Source organism: Pseudovibrio sp. Alg231-02 (assembly GCF_900143565.1).
Classification (GTDB): domain Bacteria; phylum Pseudomonadota; class Alphaproteobacteria; order Rhizobiales; family Stappiaceae; genus Pseudovibrio.
The window spans coordinates 314379-330799 of the sequence record NZ_FREX01000002.1; the positions used below are offsets into that span (position 1 = coordinate 314379).

At 52.3% G+C, this 16421-nt stretch carries 13 protein-coding genes and 1 other RNA gene; 8 read left to right on the forward strand and 6 right to left on the reverse strand.

Annotated features, from left to right (window positions below):
* The first annotated feature begins 354 nt into the window (after positions 1–354).
* Together DHN43_RS06990 and DHN43_RS06995 are read left to right on the forward strand one after the other, a co-directional pair.
* Complete coding sequence (locus DHN43_RS06990; RefSeq protein ID WP_108818162.1) at positions 355–564, forward strand: type II toxin-antitoxin system Phd/YefM family antitoxin; 210 nt, start codon at positions 355–357, stop codon at positions 562–564.
* 223 nt (positions 565–787) lie between these two features.
* Positions 788–1420 (forward strand): hypothetical protein, encoded by a 633-nt coding sequence (locus DHN43_RS06995; RefSeq protein WP_152986558.1) that lies wholly within the window; start codon positions 788–790, stop codon positions 1418–1420.
* Between the two features lie 337 nt (positions 1421–1757).
* On the opposite strand, the gene DHN43_RS07000 is transcribed toward DHN43_RS06995, so the two are convergent.
* Positions 1758–5354: a hydantoinase B/oxoprolinase family protein gene (locus DHN43_RS07000; RefSeq protein WP_108818163.1), complete on the reverse strand. Its 3597-nt coding sequence runs from the start codon at positions 5352–5354 to the stop codon at positions 1758–1760.
* Between the two features lie 235 nt (positions 5355–5589).
* Here DHN43_RS07000 and DHN43_RS07005 point away from each other — a divergent pair, with 235 nt between their 5' ends.
* Positions 5590–6132, forward strand: a complete 543-nt coding sequence (locus tag DHN43_RS07005) for a winged helix DNA-binding protein (RefSeq protein ID WP_057465707.1) — start codon at positions 5590–5592, stop codon at positions 6130–6132.
* A gap of 32 nt (positions 6133–6164) precedes the next feature.
* On the opposite strand, the gene DHN43_RS07010 is transcribed toward DHN43_RS07005, so the two are convergent.
* Both DHN43_RS07010 and DHN43_RS07015 read right to left on the reverse strand, forming a co-directional pair.
* Positions 6165–7070, reverse strand: coding sequence for a DoxX family protein (locus DHN43_RS07010; RefSeq protein ID WP_108818164.1), 906 nt, complete (start codon positions 7068–7070; stop codon positions 6165–6167).
* A 103-nt stretch (positions 7071–7173) separates the two neighbouring features.
* A complete protein-coding gene (locus DHN43_RS07015; RefSeq protein WP_208994991.1) occupies positions 7174–9252 on the reverse strand; it encodes a putative bifunctional diguanylate cyclase/phosphodiesterase in 2079 nt (692 codons plus the stop codon).
* A 351-nt stretch (positions 9253–9603) separates the two neighbouring features.
* Between DHN43_RS07015 and DHN43_RS07020 the strand changes: the two genes are divergently transcribed.
* The 3 genes from DHN43_RS07020 (at position 9604) to DHN43_RS07030 (ending at position 11818) form a co-directional block, all read left to right on the forward strand.
* The gene (locus tag DHN43_RS07020; RefSeq protein ID WP_063303388.1) at positions 9604–10296 is read left to right on the forward strand and encodes a J domain-containing protein; all 693 of its coding nucleotides are present in this window, start codon (positions 9604–9606) and stop codon (positions 10294–10296) included.
* Positions 10293–11051 (forward strand): peptidoglycan recognition protein family protein, encoded by a 759-nt coding sequence (locus DHN43_RS07025; RefSeq protein WP_108818165.1) that lies wholly within the window; start codon positions 10293–10295, stop codon positions 11049–11051. The genes DHN43_RS07020 and DHN43_RS07025 overlap by 4 nt, the downstream gene beginning before the upstream one ends.
* A gap of 269 nt (positions 11052–11320) precedes the next feature.
* Positions 11321–11818, forward strand: a complete 498-nt coding sequence (locus DHN43_RS07030) for a lytic transglycosylase domain-containing protein (protein ID WP_057465711.1) — start codon at positions 11321–11323, stop codon at positions 11816–11818.
* A gap of 169 nt (positions 11819–11987) precedes the next feature.
* Here the strand turns inward: DHN43_RS07030 and DHN43_RS07035 are convergent, their stop codons facing one another.
* Positions 11988–12686 (reverse strand): pyridoxamine 5'-phosphate oxidase family protein, encoded by a 699-nt coding sequence (locus DHN43_RS07035; RefSeq protein ID WP_108818166.1) that lies wholly within the window; start codon positions 12684–12686, stop codon positions 11988–11990.
* A gap of 222 nt (positions 12687–12908) precedes the next feature.
* Between DHN43_RS07035 and pdxR the strand changes: the two genes are divergently transcribed.
* Positions 12909–14342 (forward strand): MocR-like pyridoxine biosynthesis transcription factor PdxR, encoded by a 1434-nt coding sequence (gene pdxR / locus DHN43_RS07040; protein WP_208994993.1) that lies wholly within the window; start codon positions 12909–12911, stop codon positions 14340–14342.
* A 44-nt stretch (positions 14343–14386) separates the two neighbouring features.
* Positions 14387–14782, forward strand: an RNA gene (gene rnpB / locus DHN43_RS07045) — RNase P RNA component class A.
* Positions 14783–14787: 5 nt separating this feature from the next.
* Here the strand turns inward: rnpB and DHN43_RS07050 are convergent.
* Positions 14788–15420: a LysE family translocator gene (locus tag DHN43_RS07050; protein WP_108818167.1), complete on the reverse strand. Its 633-nt coding sequence runs from the start codon at positions 15418–15420 to the stop codon at positions 14788–14790.
* A gap of 173 nt (positions 15421–15593) precedes the next feature.
* A complete protein-coding gene (locus DHN43_RS07055) occupies positions 15594–16316 on the reverse strand; it encodes an SDR family oxidoreductase (protein WP_108818168.1) in 723 nt (240 codons plus the stop codon).
* Between the last annotated feature and the right edge of the window lie 105 nt (positions 16317–16421).

A 16421-nucleotide genomic window follows, 5' to 3' on the forward strand; every position in this document is an offset into this window, starting at 1 on the left:
AAACCTGCTTTTGCGAAAGTGTCTATCAGAGACGGAGGAACTGTTTGGACATGGAAACGTGTCTGGATAAGCCACCTTCTTTTCAGGAAACTGACTATCGTGCCTTATAGGCAAAAGAGGCGACGTTGTTCATTTAAAGAAAGCCCGGGCAAGGCGTGTAGCTGATGCCGAAGACTCGTTACTAACAAATAGCGCAGGCATTGCCTGCCGCCTTGCTCCTCCCGACTATCGGGAAATCTGTCTTCACCACTGCATGGGATGCCATGTGGTGCTGTTGGTGTTTGTGTTTTCTGCTGGATTGTTAATGACTACCTATCGGGTATGATTTGCCAGATTTAGCTCTTGTGAGGTGTCATGAAAGTAACCATGAATGAAGCACAACACAGCCTCTGTGAGCTGGGTAGACGGGTGTGGCAGGGCGAGCGAGTTGTAATCACCAAAACAGGGGAGCCTTATCTTGAACTCGTGTCGCACAAGGCTCGGCTGACGCCTCGCAAGCCGGGGCGTTTCAAGGGACAGATAGAGCTTGGTGGTGATTTCAACGAAGACTTCAATTGGGATTGATGTAGGAGAGTAACAAAGTCTCATACTTCGTAATAAAGACACATACTGAGGAATATAGTATCATACTGACGAGGGCTTAGCGGACAAAGCAGTCATTTGGCGAACGTCGACAATATGTAGGATGCGCCTTAAACAACGCTTTATAAAGGGCGTTAACCCTTTTCTTGTTAGAAAGCTTGCTTACAAGTAGACATTGAGTTTTTGTCTTTTGCACGGTTCAATTGTGAAAGGTATTGATTTGAGCACCGAGAATATTGCGCAATACGAGGCCTTGGTTAGGTCGATCGCGCTTATTATTTATGGCCGCTGCGTCGACCACGGTAATGGTATTCCTGAGTTCGAACATTTTGCAGAAAACGATTTACAAGAACCACCGGATATCCTCTCCCGGTTGGGCATTATGACCGATAAGGATGGGAGAAGGCACCGCCATACCTTTAGTTTTGGCTGGGTCCCGGATAAACCATTAAACCTGACACGCCATCAAGGCGAACCAACTGTTTTCGATTTAGTATTAGCGCTTTGCTTTTTGATTGATTGGGATGTTGCTCGTTTTGGGGATATTGGAAGAGTTCGTGATTTCGACCCAACTCAAGCAGCGCCCAAGTTTGACTTATCGGCAACGAGGCCATTCACGACAATAGAGCGTGAAGCGTTTTGTGAGTACGCATTTTTAACTGGCTGCGCACTTCTAGAGGAATTGGGCCTTGGAAGCTGGACGGTAGACGCGAGGTTTGAAGTTTTGTTTGAGCTCTCTCAAAACTCGCCTATACGGATTATGAGTATCTATCGCGGGTCGCGGCTCAATCTAATAAGGAAGCTTGGAGAAAAAGCCAAGCTTTATCCTGTCGTCTAAAATTGATCCTCTTTCACTACCTTGAGCTGCCGACATAAGCCTTTTCACTTCCAAGAAAAGGCTCGAAACTCTCATTCGCCATAATGCACGCTAACGTCAGCAATGGGCTCGTTGCTACGAGTTTTTGCTATTCGAAATATTGCTGATAGGGGCATATAGGTTGCTACCATTATGCATTTCCAATTTGGGGTACGTATTTCGAATCGTCAGATTTCTGCTGTTTGGAGCAGTTGTCGGTGTGATACTTTATTACTCTCCGACAATTGACTAGCTCTCGTCAAAAAAAACGCCCAGCCGCAATGGCCGGGCGTTTTCCTTATTTTATTCCTATCGACATTTACACCTTGCCCCAGCCGCCGCTGGTTGGGGGGACGACTGTGATGGCTTCGCCGGCTTCCAGAATTGTCTGGTCGCAGCCTTTCAGCTCTTCGGTTCTACCGGAATTGCGGCGCACGTAGGTGCGGCCCTTCTGGCCATCTTCGCCGCCCTGCATGCCTTTTGGAGCGATGGTTCTGTGAGAGGCCAGGATTGCGCAGTCCATCTTTTCCAGGAAGCGGATGGTGCGTTTGGTGCCGTCACCTGCATGCCACTTGCCTTTGCCGCCTGTTTCCTTGCGGATGTGGAAGTCTTCCAGCAACACAGGATAGCGGAACTCAAGCACTTCCGGGTCGGTGAGGCGAGAGTTGGTCATGTGGACGTGGACGCCATCAGTACCGTTGAAGCCCGGACCTGCCGGAGAGCCGGAGCACAGGGTCTCGTAGTACTGGTAGGTATCGTTGCCGAAGGTCAGGTTGTTCATGGACCCTTGTGAATTCGCCATGGCACCGAGAGCTGCGAACAGAGCGTTGGTGATGTGCTGTGAGGTTTCCACGTTGCCTGCCACAACTGCTGCCGGATAATGCGGACGCAGCATGGAGCCTTCCGGCACCACAATGTTGATTGGACGCAGGCAGCCTGCATTCATCGGAATGTGGCCTTCCACCATGACGCGGAAGCAGTAGAGCACGGCTGCGCGGGTGACAGGTTCCGGTGCGTTGAAGTTGTTCTCTTTCATCGGGCTGGTGCCGGTGAAATCAACGGTTGCTTCGCGCTTGTCCTTATCAACGGTGATCTTGACCTTGATGGTTGAGCCCTGATCCGTTGGGTATTCGTAGGAACTGTCGGAGAGTGCTTCGATCACACGGCGAACGCTTTCTTCAGCATTGTCCTGCACGTGGCCCATGTAGGCCTGCACGGTTTCCAGACCAAAGTGGTCTGTCATCTTGCGCAGTTCCTGAACGCCCTTCTCATTAGCGGCGATCTGAGCTTTCAGGTCGGCCACGTTCTGATGAACGTTGCGAACCGGGTATTTGTGGTTGGTGAGCAGTTCGACCAGAGCTTCTTCGCGGAAGTCGCCTTGGTCCACCAGCTTGAAGTTGTCGATCAAGACGCCTTCTTCATCCACCTTGGTGGCGAGTGGGGTCATGGAGCCCGGAGCGGAGCCGCCGACATCAGCGTGGTGACCACGGGAGGCTGCCCAGAACAGGATTTCCTTGCCGTCGTCATCAAACACCGGAGAGACAACGGTGATATCCGGCAGGTGGGTGCCGCCGTTGTAAGGAGCGTTGAGTGCGAATACATCGCCCGGTTTGATCCTGCCTTTGTTGAGGGAGATGATTGCCTCAACGGAACGGTCCATGGACCCGAGATGCACCGGCATGTGCGGTGCGTTTGCTACCAGCGCGCCGTTTTGGTCAAAGACCGCGCAGGAGAAGTCCAAACGTTCTTTGATGTTCACGGAGTAGGCGGTGTTTTGAAGGGTGACGCCCATCTGCTCGGCGATGGACATGAAGAGGTTGTTGAACACTTCCAGCATCACCGGATCTGCGGTGGTGCCGAGAGCGACTTTTCTCTCCAGCGGGATGGTTCGGGTTAGAATGATGTGGTTCTTGGCGTTGACTTGCGCATGCCAGCCCGGTTCCACAACGATGGTGGCGTGAGGCTCCATGATGAGGGCAGGGCCTTGCAGCTTCATACCCGGCTGGAACGCGTCGCGCTTGAGGATGGACGCATCCTGCCATTTGCCGTTTGCGTAGAACTGGGTCTGTTCTGCAATTGCCGGAGCATTTGCTGCCAGTGCTTCGTCTGGTTCCTGCAGGCCAGCGCCGCCGCCGATTGCTTCCACCTCGAGTGCTTCGACCACGATGGTCTTGTTCTCGTAGGCAAAGCCGAACTGTTTGATGTGGTTTTGGGTGAAGGCGGTGACCATGGCGTCCAGATCACCGGTGTTCAGCTCCACCGCGATTGGGGTGTCGGTGCCGTCATAACGCAGGTGCGCACGCGGAAGGATGGAGAGCTCGTCTTCTGCAACACCCTGATTTTCGACTTCGGTTTTCGCGTCTGTTGCAAGGCGCTGAGCGAGGTCTGCAAGAGCTGCCAGATTGTCGGTGTTCAGCTCTTTAACGACCGCTTGCTGACGGGTGGCGCGGATATCCGCAAGGCCCATGCCGTAAGCAGAGAGGATGCCGGAGAGCGGGTGCACGATGACGGTTTTCATGCCGAGGCTGTCGGCAACCATGCAAGCGCTTTGGCCGCCAGCACCGCCAAAGCAGGTGAGGGCGTATTCGGTGACGTCATAGCCGCGCTGAACGGAGATCTTCTTGATGGCGTTGGCCATGTTCTCAACGGCGATCTTCTGGAAGCCTTCTGCGACTTCCTCGCCGGTGCGGCCATCACCGATCTCAGCTGCCAGTGCGTTGAAGGCTGCTTTGACTTCTTCGATTGCCAGCGGCTCGTCCTGATTTGGACCGAAGATTTTCGGGAAGTAGGAGGCGTTGAGCTTGGACGTCATGACATTGGCGTCGGTGACGGTGAGCGGACCACCGCGGCGGTAACACTTCGGTCCCGGGTTTGCACCAGCGGAATCTGGACCAACCTGGAAGCGACCGTCTTTGTAATGGAGGATTGAACCACCGCCAGCTGCAACGGTGTGAATCATCATCATTGGCGCACGCATGCGAACGCCAGCCACTTCGGTTTCAAAGGCACGTTCGAACTCGCCGTCGAAGTGGGAGACGTCAGTAGAGGTGCCGCCCATGTCGAAGCCGATGAGTTTTTCAAAGCCGGCCATTTTGGAGGTCTCAACGGCGCCCACAACACCGCCAGCGGGGCCGGAGAGAATGGCGTCTTTGCCCTGGAAGAGGGAGGCGTCGGTCAGACCGCCGGAGGACTGCATGAACATGAGACGGCAGTCGGTGTTCTGGATGTCGAGTTCACCAGCAACCTGATCCACATAGCGGCGCAGGATTGGGGAGAGGTAAGCGTCAACAACAGTCGTGTCACCGCGGCCAACCAGCTTCATGAGCGGGGAGACTTCATGGCTGACGGAAATCTGCGGGAAGCCGACTTGCTTGGCGATGTCCGCCAGCTGCTTCTCGTGCTCAGGGAACGCGTAGGCATGCATCAAGACGATAGCGATGGAACGTGTGCCGTTAGCGTAGGCTGCTTCGAGCTGGGCTTTGATCCGGTCAAGGTCTGGAGCTGCTTCAACGGTGCCATCAGCGCGGACACGCTCATCAGCTTCCAGAACCTGATCGTAGAGGAGCTCTGGTTTGATGATTTCTTTGGCGAAGATGTCCGGGCGGGCCTGATAGCCGATTTCCAGAGCGTCGCGGAAGCCTTTGGTGATGAGCAGAAGGGTGCGGTCCCCCTTACGTTCCAGCAGTGCGTTGGTGGCGACTGTGGTGCCCATTTTTACCGCCCGGATCTGGTCGGACGGGATGCGGGTGTCTTTGGCAACGCCCATGAGGTCGCGTATGCCCTGAATGGCGGCGTCTTTGTAGGCCTCAGGGTTTTCGGAGAGGACTTTATGGGCGCGAATTGCTCCTTGAGGGGTGCGTGCAACGATATCCGTGAAGGTGCCGCCGCGGTCGATCCAGAAGTCCCACTTGCCCATTGTCATGTTTTGTCCCACCTCGAATTGAAATCTTATTCTGTGATACATCTACAAAATGTAGATATATTGTCAATGTGAATATGTGAGACTCAGGAGAAACGCAGCGATTGGTATTGAAAATTACGTGGATCGGTCTTTTAAGAGAGGTTGTGTGATCTACGTAAACTCTCGACATTATGTTGCGCGAGATGGTGCGAATCTGCGCAATTCTAACTTGGTGGTTGTGAGGTCAAAAATGAGTGATGCTTTAGAGCAGAAAAATACTGGTGGGCTGGGCGTTGGACCGGTCGTGTCCTCATCGCACCTTGCATCGGGTGAATTGCCTGCACTGTCTGAGGTGGAATTTGCGGTGACGATGATGGTGAATGCCTATCATCGTTGGATGGTGCGCTGCATGGCTGCTGCGGGGCAGGAGGGCTTATCTCCTCTGGAAACGCTGGTGCTCCACTCCGTCAATCACCGTGAGCGTTCAAAAACACTGGCTGATTTATGCCTTGTTCTGAATATCGAAGATACTCACACGGTGTCTTACGCTCTGAAAAAGCTGGAGAAGGCGGGCCTTGTGCAATCCGGTAAGCGGGGCAAAGAGAAAATTGCCGAGATTACTGAGGAGGGTCGTGCGCTTTGTGATGCTTACAAGCAGCTGCGTGATGCCTTGCTGGTGAAGCCTGTGAAAGAACTTGGGCTTGATGAAGCCGAGCTGTCCCGGCTTGCATCTGTTTTGCGCAGTGTGTCAGGTCATTACGATCAAGCCGCTCGTTCTGCCGCTGCGATGTAATGTGATCGCAGCGGGAACCTGTTATCGCTTACTCAATCGACATGCTCATTGTGGGCGAGGCCTGTGTCTCCCATGAGCAGTTTGATCCATCCGGGCATCTTACCTGTTCTGCGCAATGCGCCATCTATGGAGAATTCTCCCCCTCCTGTGGTGGTGAAGCTAAGATAAGACGCGAACAGGATTAGCGGCAGCTCCCATGAGACGGCTGTGGCGAAGGAGACGAAGCCGTGCTCCAATGCTCCGCTCAGCGTGGCTGCAAACAAGATATAGGCGGCTGCGAAGAAGCAGGAGAGACGGGTGAGCAGCCCGAGGCCGATGCCAATTGCAATGGCCAGTTCTGCAAGACCTGCTGCATCAATGATCATGGCAGGGTCGGGATAACCGAGTAGGGAGAAGAATTCCACGTGCTCCATGTAAGGGAGAGACCCGGCAAACAGCTTGTCGGTGAAGTGTGGCACCATCACAAAGCCAACCAGAATACGGAAGAAGGTGAGTTGCCATTGCCAAAGCGTGAGGCCACGGCCTGCTGTCTCAAATGAGTTGCGCTGGATAGTGCTGAGGAACCAGATGAGATTGACGAAGAAGGCAAAGGCAAGAGGCCAACTGAGCAGATAGGCATAATAGAGTGAGGCAATCCGCCAGGCGACAAGTTGGCAGAGCAACATGCACAAAAAGCCGAGTGTGAAATTTTTCGGTACGACGATCACGACGAAGAAGAATGCCAGTGCAAGCCAGATCAGCATGGGTCGTAATGCAGATTCTGGAATGGGTGACATAAGCACTTCCAGAGAGATGAGTGCTACGACGCCCAGCAAGAGAGCTGTAATGAGGGATTGAAGCAGCTGGAAGAACGACAAGTAGTGGAAGGGCCGTGCAATCTCCGCAAGATCCTCCTCTTCTCTCATGTCCTCAGTATTTGCATTGCTCTTGTCTGCCATAGCTACCTCACAGCGAATCCCAAGCGCGGGTCATTTGTGTCAAGGTAGCGTGCTGCACCTAGCGAGAGATATCCTGCTATTCTCGCTAGGCTTATTTGAGAGGTTATCCGACGTAGGCAGCTTCAATCTGCTTGGCCTCTTGGGTTCCAAGCGTGCAGCGGACATTTGCGTGCGGATTGGCCGGATCAACGTTTGATGGTTTGCCGAAGTAATAACCTTGAACGATATCGCAGCCGCCGGCTCGCAGGATTTGGGCCTGCATTTCTTCTTCAACGCCTTCTGCTGTGATTAATACGTCAAGTGAACGGCCAAGACCAATAATCGCAGCAACGATTGCGTCGGTGTGGGCATCCTTGCCGATGTTCATGATGAAGCTGCGGTCGATCTTAATTTTGTTGAACGGGAAGCGAGAAAGGTAGCTCAGAGAAGAATAGCCCGTGCCGAAGTCATCCATGGCGATGGAAACGCCCATGTTGCCGATCTTCTTGAGCGATTTCACCACGCTGGTTGTGTCTGCAATCAGGAGGCTTTCGGTGATCTCGATCTCAAGGCGCTCTGGTGCCAGACCAGATTCCTCGAGAGCTTCTGAAATCTTTTGCTCGATTAATCCGGTCTTGAACTGTGCAGGTGAGAAGTTGACGGCGACTTTCAGGCTTGGGTCAGCCCAGCTTGCCGCGTCAGTGCAAGCCTTTTTGAGCACATATTCGCCGAGCGCTTCAATAAGGCCTGTGTCTTCGGCAATTGGGATGAAGACTTCTGGTGAGATACGGCCTTTTTCCGGATGGACCCAACGAAGCAGGGCTTCAAAAGCTTTGAGTTTGTTGTCTGCCAGACCAACCTGTGCCTGATACACGACTGAGAAGCCGTCGAGCTTGAGCGCACGGATCATCTCTGTTTCCAGCTCGCGGCGACGTTCCAGCTCTTCATCCATGCTGGATTCGTACCAGGTGTAAGTGGAGCGGCCACCGTTCTTGGAGCGGTAGAGCGCCAGATCAGCGCAATGGAGAAGGCGGGAAGACCGCCATGCAGCATCAGTCGCCTGAGCGATGCCCATAGATAAGGAGATCTGGATTTCTTTGCTGTCGATGACGCAGCTGGAATTGGTGGTTGCCATGGCGCGCTGGGCGAGCACGGTGATGTCGTGGCTGGTGTATTCCCCTTCGATCATCACTGCAAACTCATCGCCAGAGAGACGCGAAACCAGATGATCAGTGAAGACGAGCCGTAAACGATCCGAGATGATTTGGAGGAATGTATCGCCAGCTGCATGGCCGTGGTTGTCGTTCACTTCCTTGAACTTATCAACGTCGATGGCAATGACGTAGACATTGGAGGCTGTAATGGATGCTTTGCGGAGTGCCTTGTTTAACTCGTCAGAGAAAACAGCGCGGTTTGGCAAGTGAGTCAGTGGATCGTTGTGTGCGAGGAAGCGGATCGTTTTGGAGGTTTTCCAGCGATCATGCAGTCCTTTCCAGGCGAACATAATAGAGGCAATTGCCACAACGAGCACCAGAAGGAATGCAAAGGCCGATCCAAAGGCGATTGCGTCCATAAACACGACGGTGTTGAGCGTTGGTTTGGTGGTGAAGATAAAGCCGCCACGCGCTTTGTTTTCGTCATTTACATAAGGAATGACGACGCCAAATTTTGGTATCCGCCATTCAAGCCAGCTGAAGTTGGAGTAAATCACCAACTGTCCTGAGTTGAGTGCAGAATGCCAGGCGTCATAAGCAGAGGGATCGGACAGAATTTCGTTGACGCGGTCATTGGTCATATTCCGCGGATGGACAGCCAATGGACGACCGGGAGCGTTGACGACCAGAAGTTCGAACTCTTCAAACTGTTCTACCAGTGCCTGCTTGACTGCGGTGGCTTTGGTTGCAGGCAGTTTCCAGCTTGAAGAGATGATTTCTGTGGTTGGGGCAGAGCGGGATCCGCGCAGGCCGAAGTTTAACGGGGAAGAGGAATCCTTTTGTCCCGTGTCTTCATTGGAAGGTGCCTCGAAAGGGTGGTGTGAATTGATGATGTTGTTCGCAGTATGGAATTCTTTTTGAGCTTCACTCTTGAATAAATAATATAAAGTCGCTTGATCAATGGCATAAAAGCTTGCGGCAATGGCGCCAATCACAGCAAACACTATGCCGGCGTAAAGTAATTTACGATGTGGAGGTATCGTTTCCACTTGAAATCCCCATCCCGAAACGCACGAAATAATGTGCGCTGGCAGCAGGCAACTGAGAAGTTAGTTGGCGCTGTCGCCTGTATGTGTACTTAATTAATAGCGAATATATCTGTAAAACATTACCCATATGTTTCGCGGGGAGATATTTTGAGGTCAAGCTTGACTGAGGCTTGAACTGAAATCATGCAATGGGCACTTATAGATAGCAGTGGGCAAATAAAACCCAAGGGAAACAAACTATTCAGATTGATAAATAATTTGTTAGGTATAAACCTGATTTGCGGTGACTAATTATTTTGCTGTCTTTTCCGGCGAAATTGTCAGGCAGATTGAACAGAGAGCAGGATGCCAATGAATTTTTGGGGCAGCTTTGACAAGATTGTGGGCGCACTGCAAACCGGTGGTGCCCAGTTGGTTGACCGGCTGCAGCAGCTTGTTCAGTCAGTTGGTGAAGCGCGCCGGAATGTTGCCTTTACAGTCGCTATGATTGCCTTGTCTGCGAAAATGGCAAAAGCTGATGGTGTTGTGACCCATGACGAAGTGATCGCATTTTACGATCTGTTTGAGATGCCAGAGGGTGAGGAGCGCAACGTTTCACGCCTCTTCCAACTGGCTCAGCAGGACGTAGCGGGCTTTGAGACCTACGCTTCCAAACTCTCTGTGTTGTTTGCTGAAGATGAGACGACGCGTACGGATGTGCTGGATGGCCTCTTTTATATAGCCAAGGCAGATGGCGTTATTCATGAGAGAGAAGTTGCCTATCTCAGCCGGATTGCCGAAATCTTTGGAATTGATGCCGTTGGCTTTTCGCAGATTAAAGCCCGTCATATAAGAGGGGATGGAGATCCCTATCTGGTTCTCGGCATTGATATGGCGGCGAGTGATGAAGACGTGCGCTCCTGCTATCGCAAGCAAGTCCGGGAGACACATCCTGATCGGTTGATTGGTCGAGGTGTCCCTGAAGAGTTCGTCAAGATCGCCAGCGATAAGCTGGTTGCATTGAATAAAGCGTATGAGCAGATCTGCGCGGAACGAGGAATATGAGCGTTAAAACTGAGTGCGCAGTGCCTGCGCGTCTTCGTCCATCTCCCAATCACAACGAGCGTCGCGTTCCTGCCGTTGATATGCTGATCTTGCATTACACGGCGATGGAAAGTGCTGAGAAGGCTGTTTCCTGGCTGTGCGATCCGCGCTCAGAAGTTTCCTGCCACTATCTGGTTGACGAACTGGGCATGATTACACAGATGGTGCCGGAAAGTCGCCGGGCCTGGCATGCCGGTGTTTCCAGCTGGAAAGGTGAGGATGACCTTAACTCCCGCAGCATTGGAATCGAGATTTCCAATCTGGGGGATCAGGAAGAGGGCACGCAAGGCTATCCTGATGTGCAGATTGAAGCTGTGATCGCTCTCGCCAAGGATATCTGCGAGCGCAACAGTATTTCACCAGAGCGGGTGCTCGGGCATTCTGATGTTGCTCCGTCCCGTAAACAGGATCCGGGTCGCCATTTTCCATGGGCGCGGTTGGCCGAGGCTGGTGTTGGGCATTTTATTGAGCCGGTGGTGCTTGAGGCTTCGAGCTTCTTTCAGGAGGGGGACGAAGGGCAGCCGATTGAAGCTCTACAGTCGCTTCTGGGGCTCTATGGGTATGATGTGTTGGTCAGTGGCGTGTTTGATGAGAAGACCAAATATGCTGTTGAGGCGTTTCAGCGCCACTTCCGTCCTGCAAAAGTCGATGGAATTGCTGATGCGCAGACCATTGCGACACTGCATAGCCTGCTGAAAAAGCTAAAATCCTTCTGATTGTGATAGATGTCATTGAAATATCAGTAAAATAGGGTCTAATACGTAATAGGAATACGATTTGATTACGTAGGGGAATGACTCTGTTTTGCTGAAAAGTTTCCTTAAGTAAGGCTGATGTGCCCTGCATCAGCCCTTTTTGTGCCATAAACTAAGGTTTATGCCAGTTTTTAAACATTAAAATTGTAACTTTTCGTGATCAGACTTGTCTGATTTTCGTCTCATCTTCTGAAGATAAACACTCCTGCTCAAAACATGATTGCCAGGAAATGAAGATGAACCTTACAAAAATAAAAAATAACGTAGTAATCCCCGTTCTTGCTGCAAGTGTTATGCTCGGCGGTGTTGTGAATACCAATGTCTTCTCCGATGAAGCTGCAGCGGCTACTAAAAAAGGTAGCTACGTTAAGCTGATCGAACAGAAAGCCAAGAAGCACGGCGTTCCGCACCACATTGCGAAGGCTGTTGTTGAAGTGGAAAGTAACTTTAACGCAAGAGCGCGTGGCCGTGCCGGTGAAGTTGGTCTCATGCAGATTAAGCCATCTACCGCACGTGGTATGGGTTATCGCGGATCGACCAAAGCTCTTTATAAACCAGAGAACAACATCGAATGGGGCATGCGATATCTGGCTGGTGCTTATAAGCGTGCTGGCGGAGATCTATGCGGAACCATTTTGCGATACAACGCTGGCCACTATGCCAAGCGTATGAACCGGATTAGTGCCAAATACTGCAAGCGCGTTAAGGATATTATGGCACGCAGCTAAATGCATCTTGCATATTCGGGCTGGGGACTGTAAGTTCCCATTCAAAGTTTCTTAGAATTTTACGAATGTCTGACCGACGGTCAGTCTGTCTGCAAGGACATATCAGGGTGGTTGACCGGGCAAAGTCAACCACCCTAACTCTTAAAATTTTAGGTGAATTCCCCGAAAATTAAGCGAACTTTCGAGCTGCATTTGTTGGCGAAGCGGGCACCTTCACGCCATCCAGTAGTTTCCCATCATCAATCGGTTGACCGAGTGACGTTGTGACCGGAACAACGCCAGCCCAATAGGGTAGCGCGTAATCCTCCGCATCGTCGACTGGAGCGCCCTGACGGATTTTTGCTGAGGCGTGTTCGATCTCGATTGCGATGACCCCAGTTGAGATCTGTTCCTTCTCCGTCATCGGGCGGACCTCATCCCATCTGCCAGGCAGAAGGTGTTCGGTGATTGCCTTGAGGGAGTCCCATGCTTCCTGATGGTCGGTGACAAGGCGGGCTGTGCCGTGAATGACGGCGGTTCGGTAGTTGACGGAATGGTGGAAAGCTGACCGCGCAGCAACAATGCCGTCAATGAGTGTGAATGTGAGACAGACTTGGGAGTCTTTGCTCATTTTCTTCACGATCCGCGCTGCTTTCGCGCCGTGAATGTAGATAGTGCGGTCCATAACTGCAAAAGCCATGGGAATGACCATTGGGCGATCTTCGTCCATGAAGCCAACATGGACGACGAGGGAGCTCTCCAGAATTGGGAGGATTGTGTTCCAATCATAATCCGCGCGCAGACTTGTTCTGACACGAGCAAATTTAGGTGGCTTGGTTTCACGAGTGTTGGTGCTTGGCGCTGCTTCAAGTGTCATTTCTGCTGTCATTGTCTTAACCGTTTCTGGTCCCCGGTTTTGAGCGAAGTCGGCAATATGGGACCAGTTGGCCCGGCAAGTGGTTTGAGTTTGTGCTCTGACTGCTTGCCGGGTTTTCTGTTTCAATTGTGCACGTTACCCCCGCTGCGGGGCGAAGAAGTATTGTGCTGATCTGTATTCTCTGCAAAACTGGTTCCTCATATAGATCCGCTTAATCTAATTGTGGGGTGCCAGTTGTTTGAATATGTTGTGATGATCAATCGCGAGGTCAGCACTCCGCTGTCGAGCCAGATTTATCAGCAGTACCGGGATGCAATTCTGAAGCGGCGTGTTCCTGAAGGAGAGCGGCTGCCTAGCTCACGTCAGTTGGCGACCAGCCTTTCCGTTTCCCGCAACACAGTGAACACGGCCTATGATTTGCTGCGCTCCGAAGGGCTGGTGGACGTGCGATCTGGTGCACGGCCTGAAGTGGTGGCCTTGCCTGAGGTTGAAAGGGCTGTTGTTGCAGGTCCTGTTCGTGAAACGACACCTCCGCTTTCATCGCGTGGCAAGCGATTTTCTTGTAATCACCGTTACACGAGCCCGTCGGGAAGGGGCGTTTCCATGCAGCCGGGTGAACCTTCGCGAGAGCTGTTTCCCAAAGAACAATGGGCACGGAGTTTGCGGCGCGCAGCGCGGCTGCTCAATGGCAATGCGCTGGGATACGAGCATACTTCTGGCTTGCCTGAGTTTCAGCGGGTACTGGCGCAGTATCTGGCACAGGAGCGCGGTGTGGTCTGCTCTCCTGAGCAGGTTCTCGCCTTTCCGACGACACAATCAGCGCTCTCGCTCATGTCCCAGTGTTTTTCTGAGGAAGGGGACGTGGCACTGCTTGAGGAACCGGGATATCTGGGTGCGCGATCAGCCTTTTTTGCTGCTGGGTTGAAGGTGCAGGCTTTAACTGAGATTGATCAGGTTTCACGTGCCTCTTTGATCTATGTGACGCCTTCGCACCAATACCCAACTGGCCGGCGCATGGAGATGAGTGAGCGACTTATGTTGCTTAAACAGGCTCACGACAAAGGTGCGGTGATTTTAGAAGATGATTACGACAGTGAGTTCTTGTTTGAAGGGCGGCCGATTGCAGCGCTTCAGGGGCTGAGTGATCGACACTCTGTGATCTATATCGGTACCTCTGCAAAGTCGCTCATGCCGGGTATTCGGCTTGCTTATGCGGTTGTTCCTAAAGAGCATGTGGTGGGATTGGAGTTGGCGCAGCGGGCATCGGGTGCACTGGCTAATGTGCATGTACAGATGGCCTTTGCTGATTTCATCGAGAGCGGGCACTTTCGGGCGCATCTGAACAAGATCCGCAGTGCTTACCATGAAAACGGTGTTGCGCTGTGCCAGTTGATCGGGGAGCGTTTTGGCAATCAGGTTGGTGTTTCCATGCCAACCGGAGGCTTACAGACTTGCCTCTATCTGCCGGAGACCTGCGATGATGTGGCTGTTGCGGACCTGATGAACCAGAAAGGTTTTGGGGTTAATCCGCTTTCCGTATTTTATCTTGGCGCACCGCAGAAGGGGCTTGTTGTTGGGTTTGCTGAGGCGAATGAGAAGCTGCGGAGTGGCTTTGTTCAAGCTCTTGAGCAAGCAATGGAACTGAGCGGAGATCGTGTGCAAGCGTAATTCTTTACTTGACCTTTTTCCTTAGGCTCCGTAGTTCAGATGCACCAGTCGGCCGGACGGTTGCTGCTGCAAGTGCCGAAAGGCCGCAGTGGAGGAAAGTCCGGGCTCCATGGAGACACGGTGCCGGATAACGTCCGGCGAGGGTGACCTTAGGGAAAGTGCCGCAGAAAGCAAACCGCCAGTGCATGCATTGGTAAGGGTGAAAGGGTGGGGTAAGAGCCCACCGCGTTTTTGGCAACAAAAACGGCATGGTAAACCCCACCGGGAGCAAGACCGAATAGGGGCGGCGCGGAAGTTTACTTCCAGTCATGTTTCCAGACCTGACCGCCCGGGTGGGTCGCTAGAGGTGTTCAGTAATGGGCATCCCAGATGAATTGCCGTCGCGTACAAGGGTAACACCTTGTGCCTTACAAAACCCGGCTTACAGGCCGACTGGTATTTTTTTTTATACATCGCTTGTCAGTAGCTTGTAGCCTGCAAAGGTGAAGAAGCTGCCGAGCAGTCCTTCGATCCATCTCCGAGCCTTTCGGTAGGCGGTGATCATGGTTTGGGTTGAGAATGCATAGGCGTATGTGAGATGCCCGATAGTCGACAGGATTGATGTTCCTGCGATGACGGAAAGACCTACCCACCATGGTGCAGCGTGATCCAATGCTAGAGAAATAACTGCAATCCAAGTGAATGCTGCTTTGGGATTTGTCATCTGAATTACTAGACCTCGCCGGTAGTAAGCCCAGTGATTGTTTCCTAATGATATGGAACTCAGCTCTTGTCGTTTACTTCTGCCTGCAGACCTAAAGGCCTTGAACGCCAGCCAGAACAAGTAGCAAGCTCCTGCAATCTTAATAATCGTCATCAATGAGGCGTAGACTGTGAGAAGACTTGTAAGACCGAGTAGTGTCAGGGTGCCCCATAAAAATGAACCCGTGGCAATCCCAAGTGCAAGCGATTTGCCGGCGGGCCTGCTGTTAGCCATTGATGTGCCAATGATCGACATAATGTTGGGGCCGGGACTAAATAAGCCGATGGCAAACGCTGCATAGGCCAATAGAATACCGCTTACATAGGTCTCTTGCATTTCTATACTCCCCCTCAACACAGCAAGTTAGGTGATTTGAGTTCTTGAGACAATGCAGTGACGCTGTATCGAAAGCTTGAGGCAAAAAGAAAACACCGCTGTTGTTGGCAGTGCTTTTGAAGGCGTGGCAAATTTAGAGCGGATTGTAGCCCGTTAGCGGTGCTGTCGTATGATCAGCCAGATTGCCGTGTAGCTGTGATGACCAGTTCGCGAATGTTTACGGTTTGGGGCTGGTTGTAGGCAAATAGGGCCGCGTCGGCCACGTTTTGTGGGTCAAGTGCACCACCGATTTGCCGCTTCTGTTCTTCGTAGTCTTCGCGGATTTTTGCATCGCGTGTGCTGGAAGGGAGTGGTGTTTCAACCAGACCTGGTACGATGGTGATGACACGGACGTTGTGGCCTGCCACCTCTTGTCGTAATGCTTCGCTGAGGCCGTGGACAGCGACTTTGGTGGCGCCATAAGCCGCACGCATGGGGAAGGGCTTCTTAGCAGTCATGGACCCTATGTTGATGATGGTGCCAGAGCCGCGTTGGTACATTGCTGGCAGCACTGCGTGGATGCCGTTGAAGACACCGCGCAGGTTCACGTCGATCATTGTCTCCCAATCTTCTGGATTTTGATCTTTTAGCTCGCTCAGGAACATGCAGCCTGCGTTGTTGATGATGGCATCTGCCGGGCCTAAAGCTTGCTCGGCATGGCGGATGGCCTTGATCATGTGCTCGCGATTTGTGACGTCGACTTTGCTGCAGATCGTGTTGGGAAGGTCCATCGCCATCATGGGTTCCGTGCGTCTTGCCAAGAGCAACAGAGGGTGCCCGTCTTCGCTGAAGGTTTTTGCAAGGGCTGCGCCGATACCTGAGCTGGCACCTGTGATCACAACAAGAGGCTTCGTCATGGGTCTGTTTATGTTCCGATCATTGTGAGCGGGATGATCTTTCAATTCATTAGCCAAAATAGTTTTCTGAAGCTTGTTGGGAGCGCGTAAAGTTTGCTTCTATTC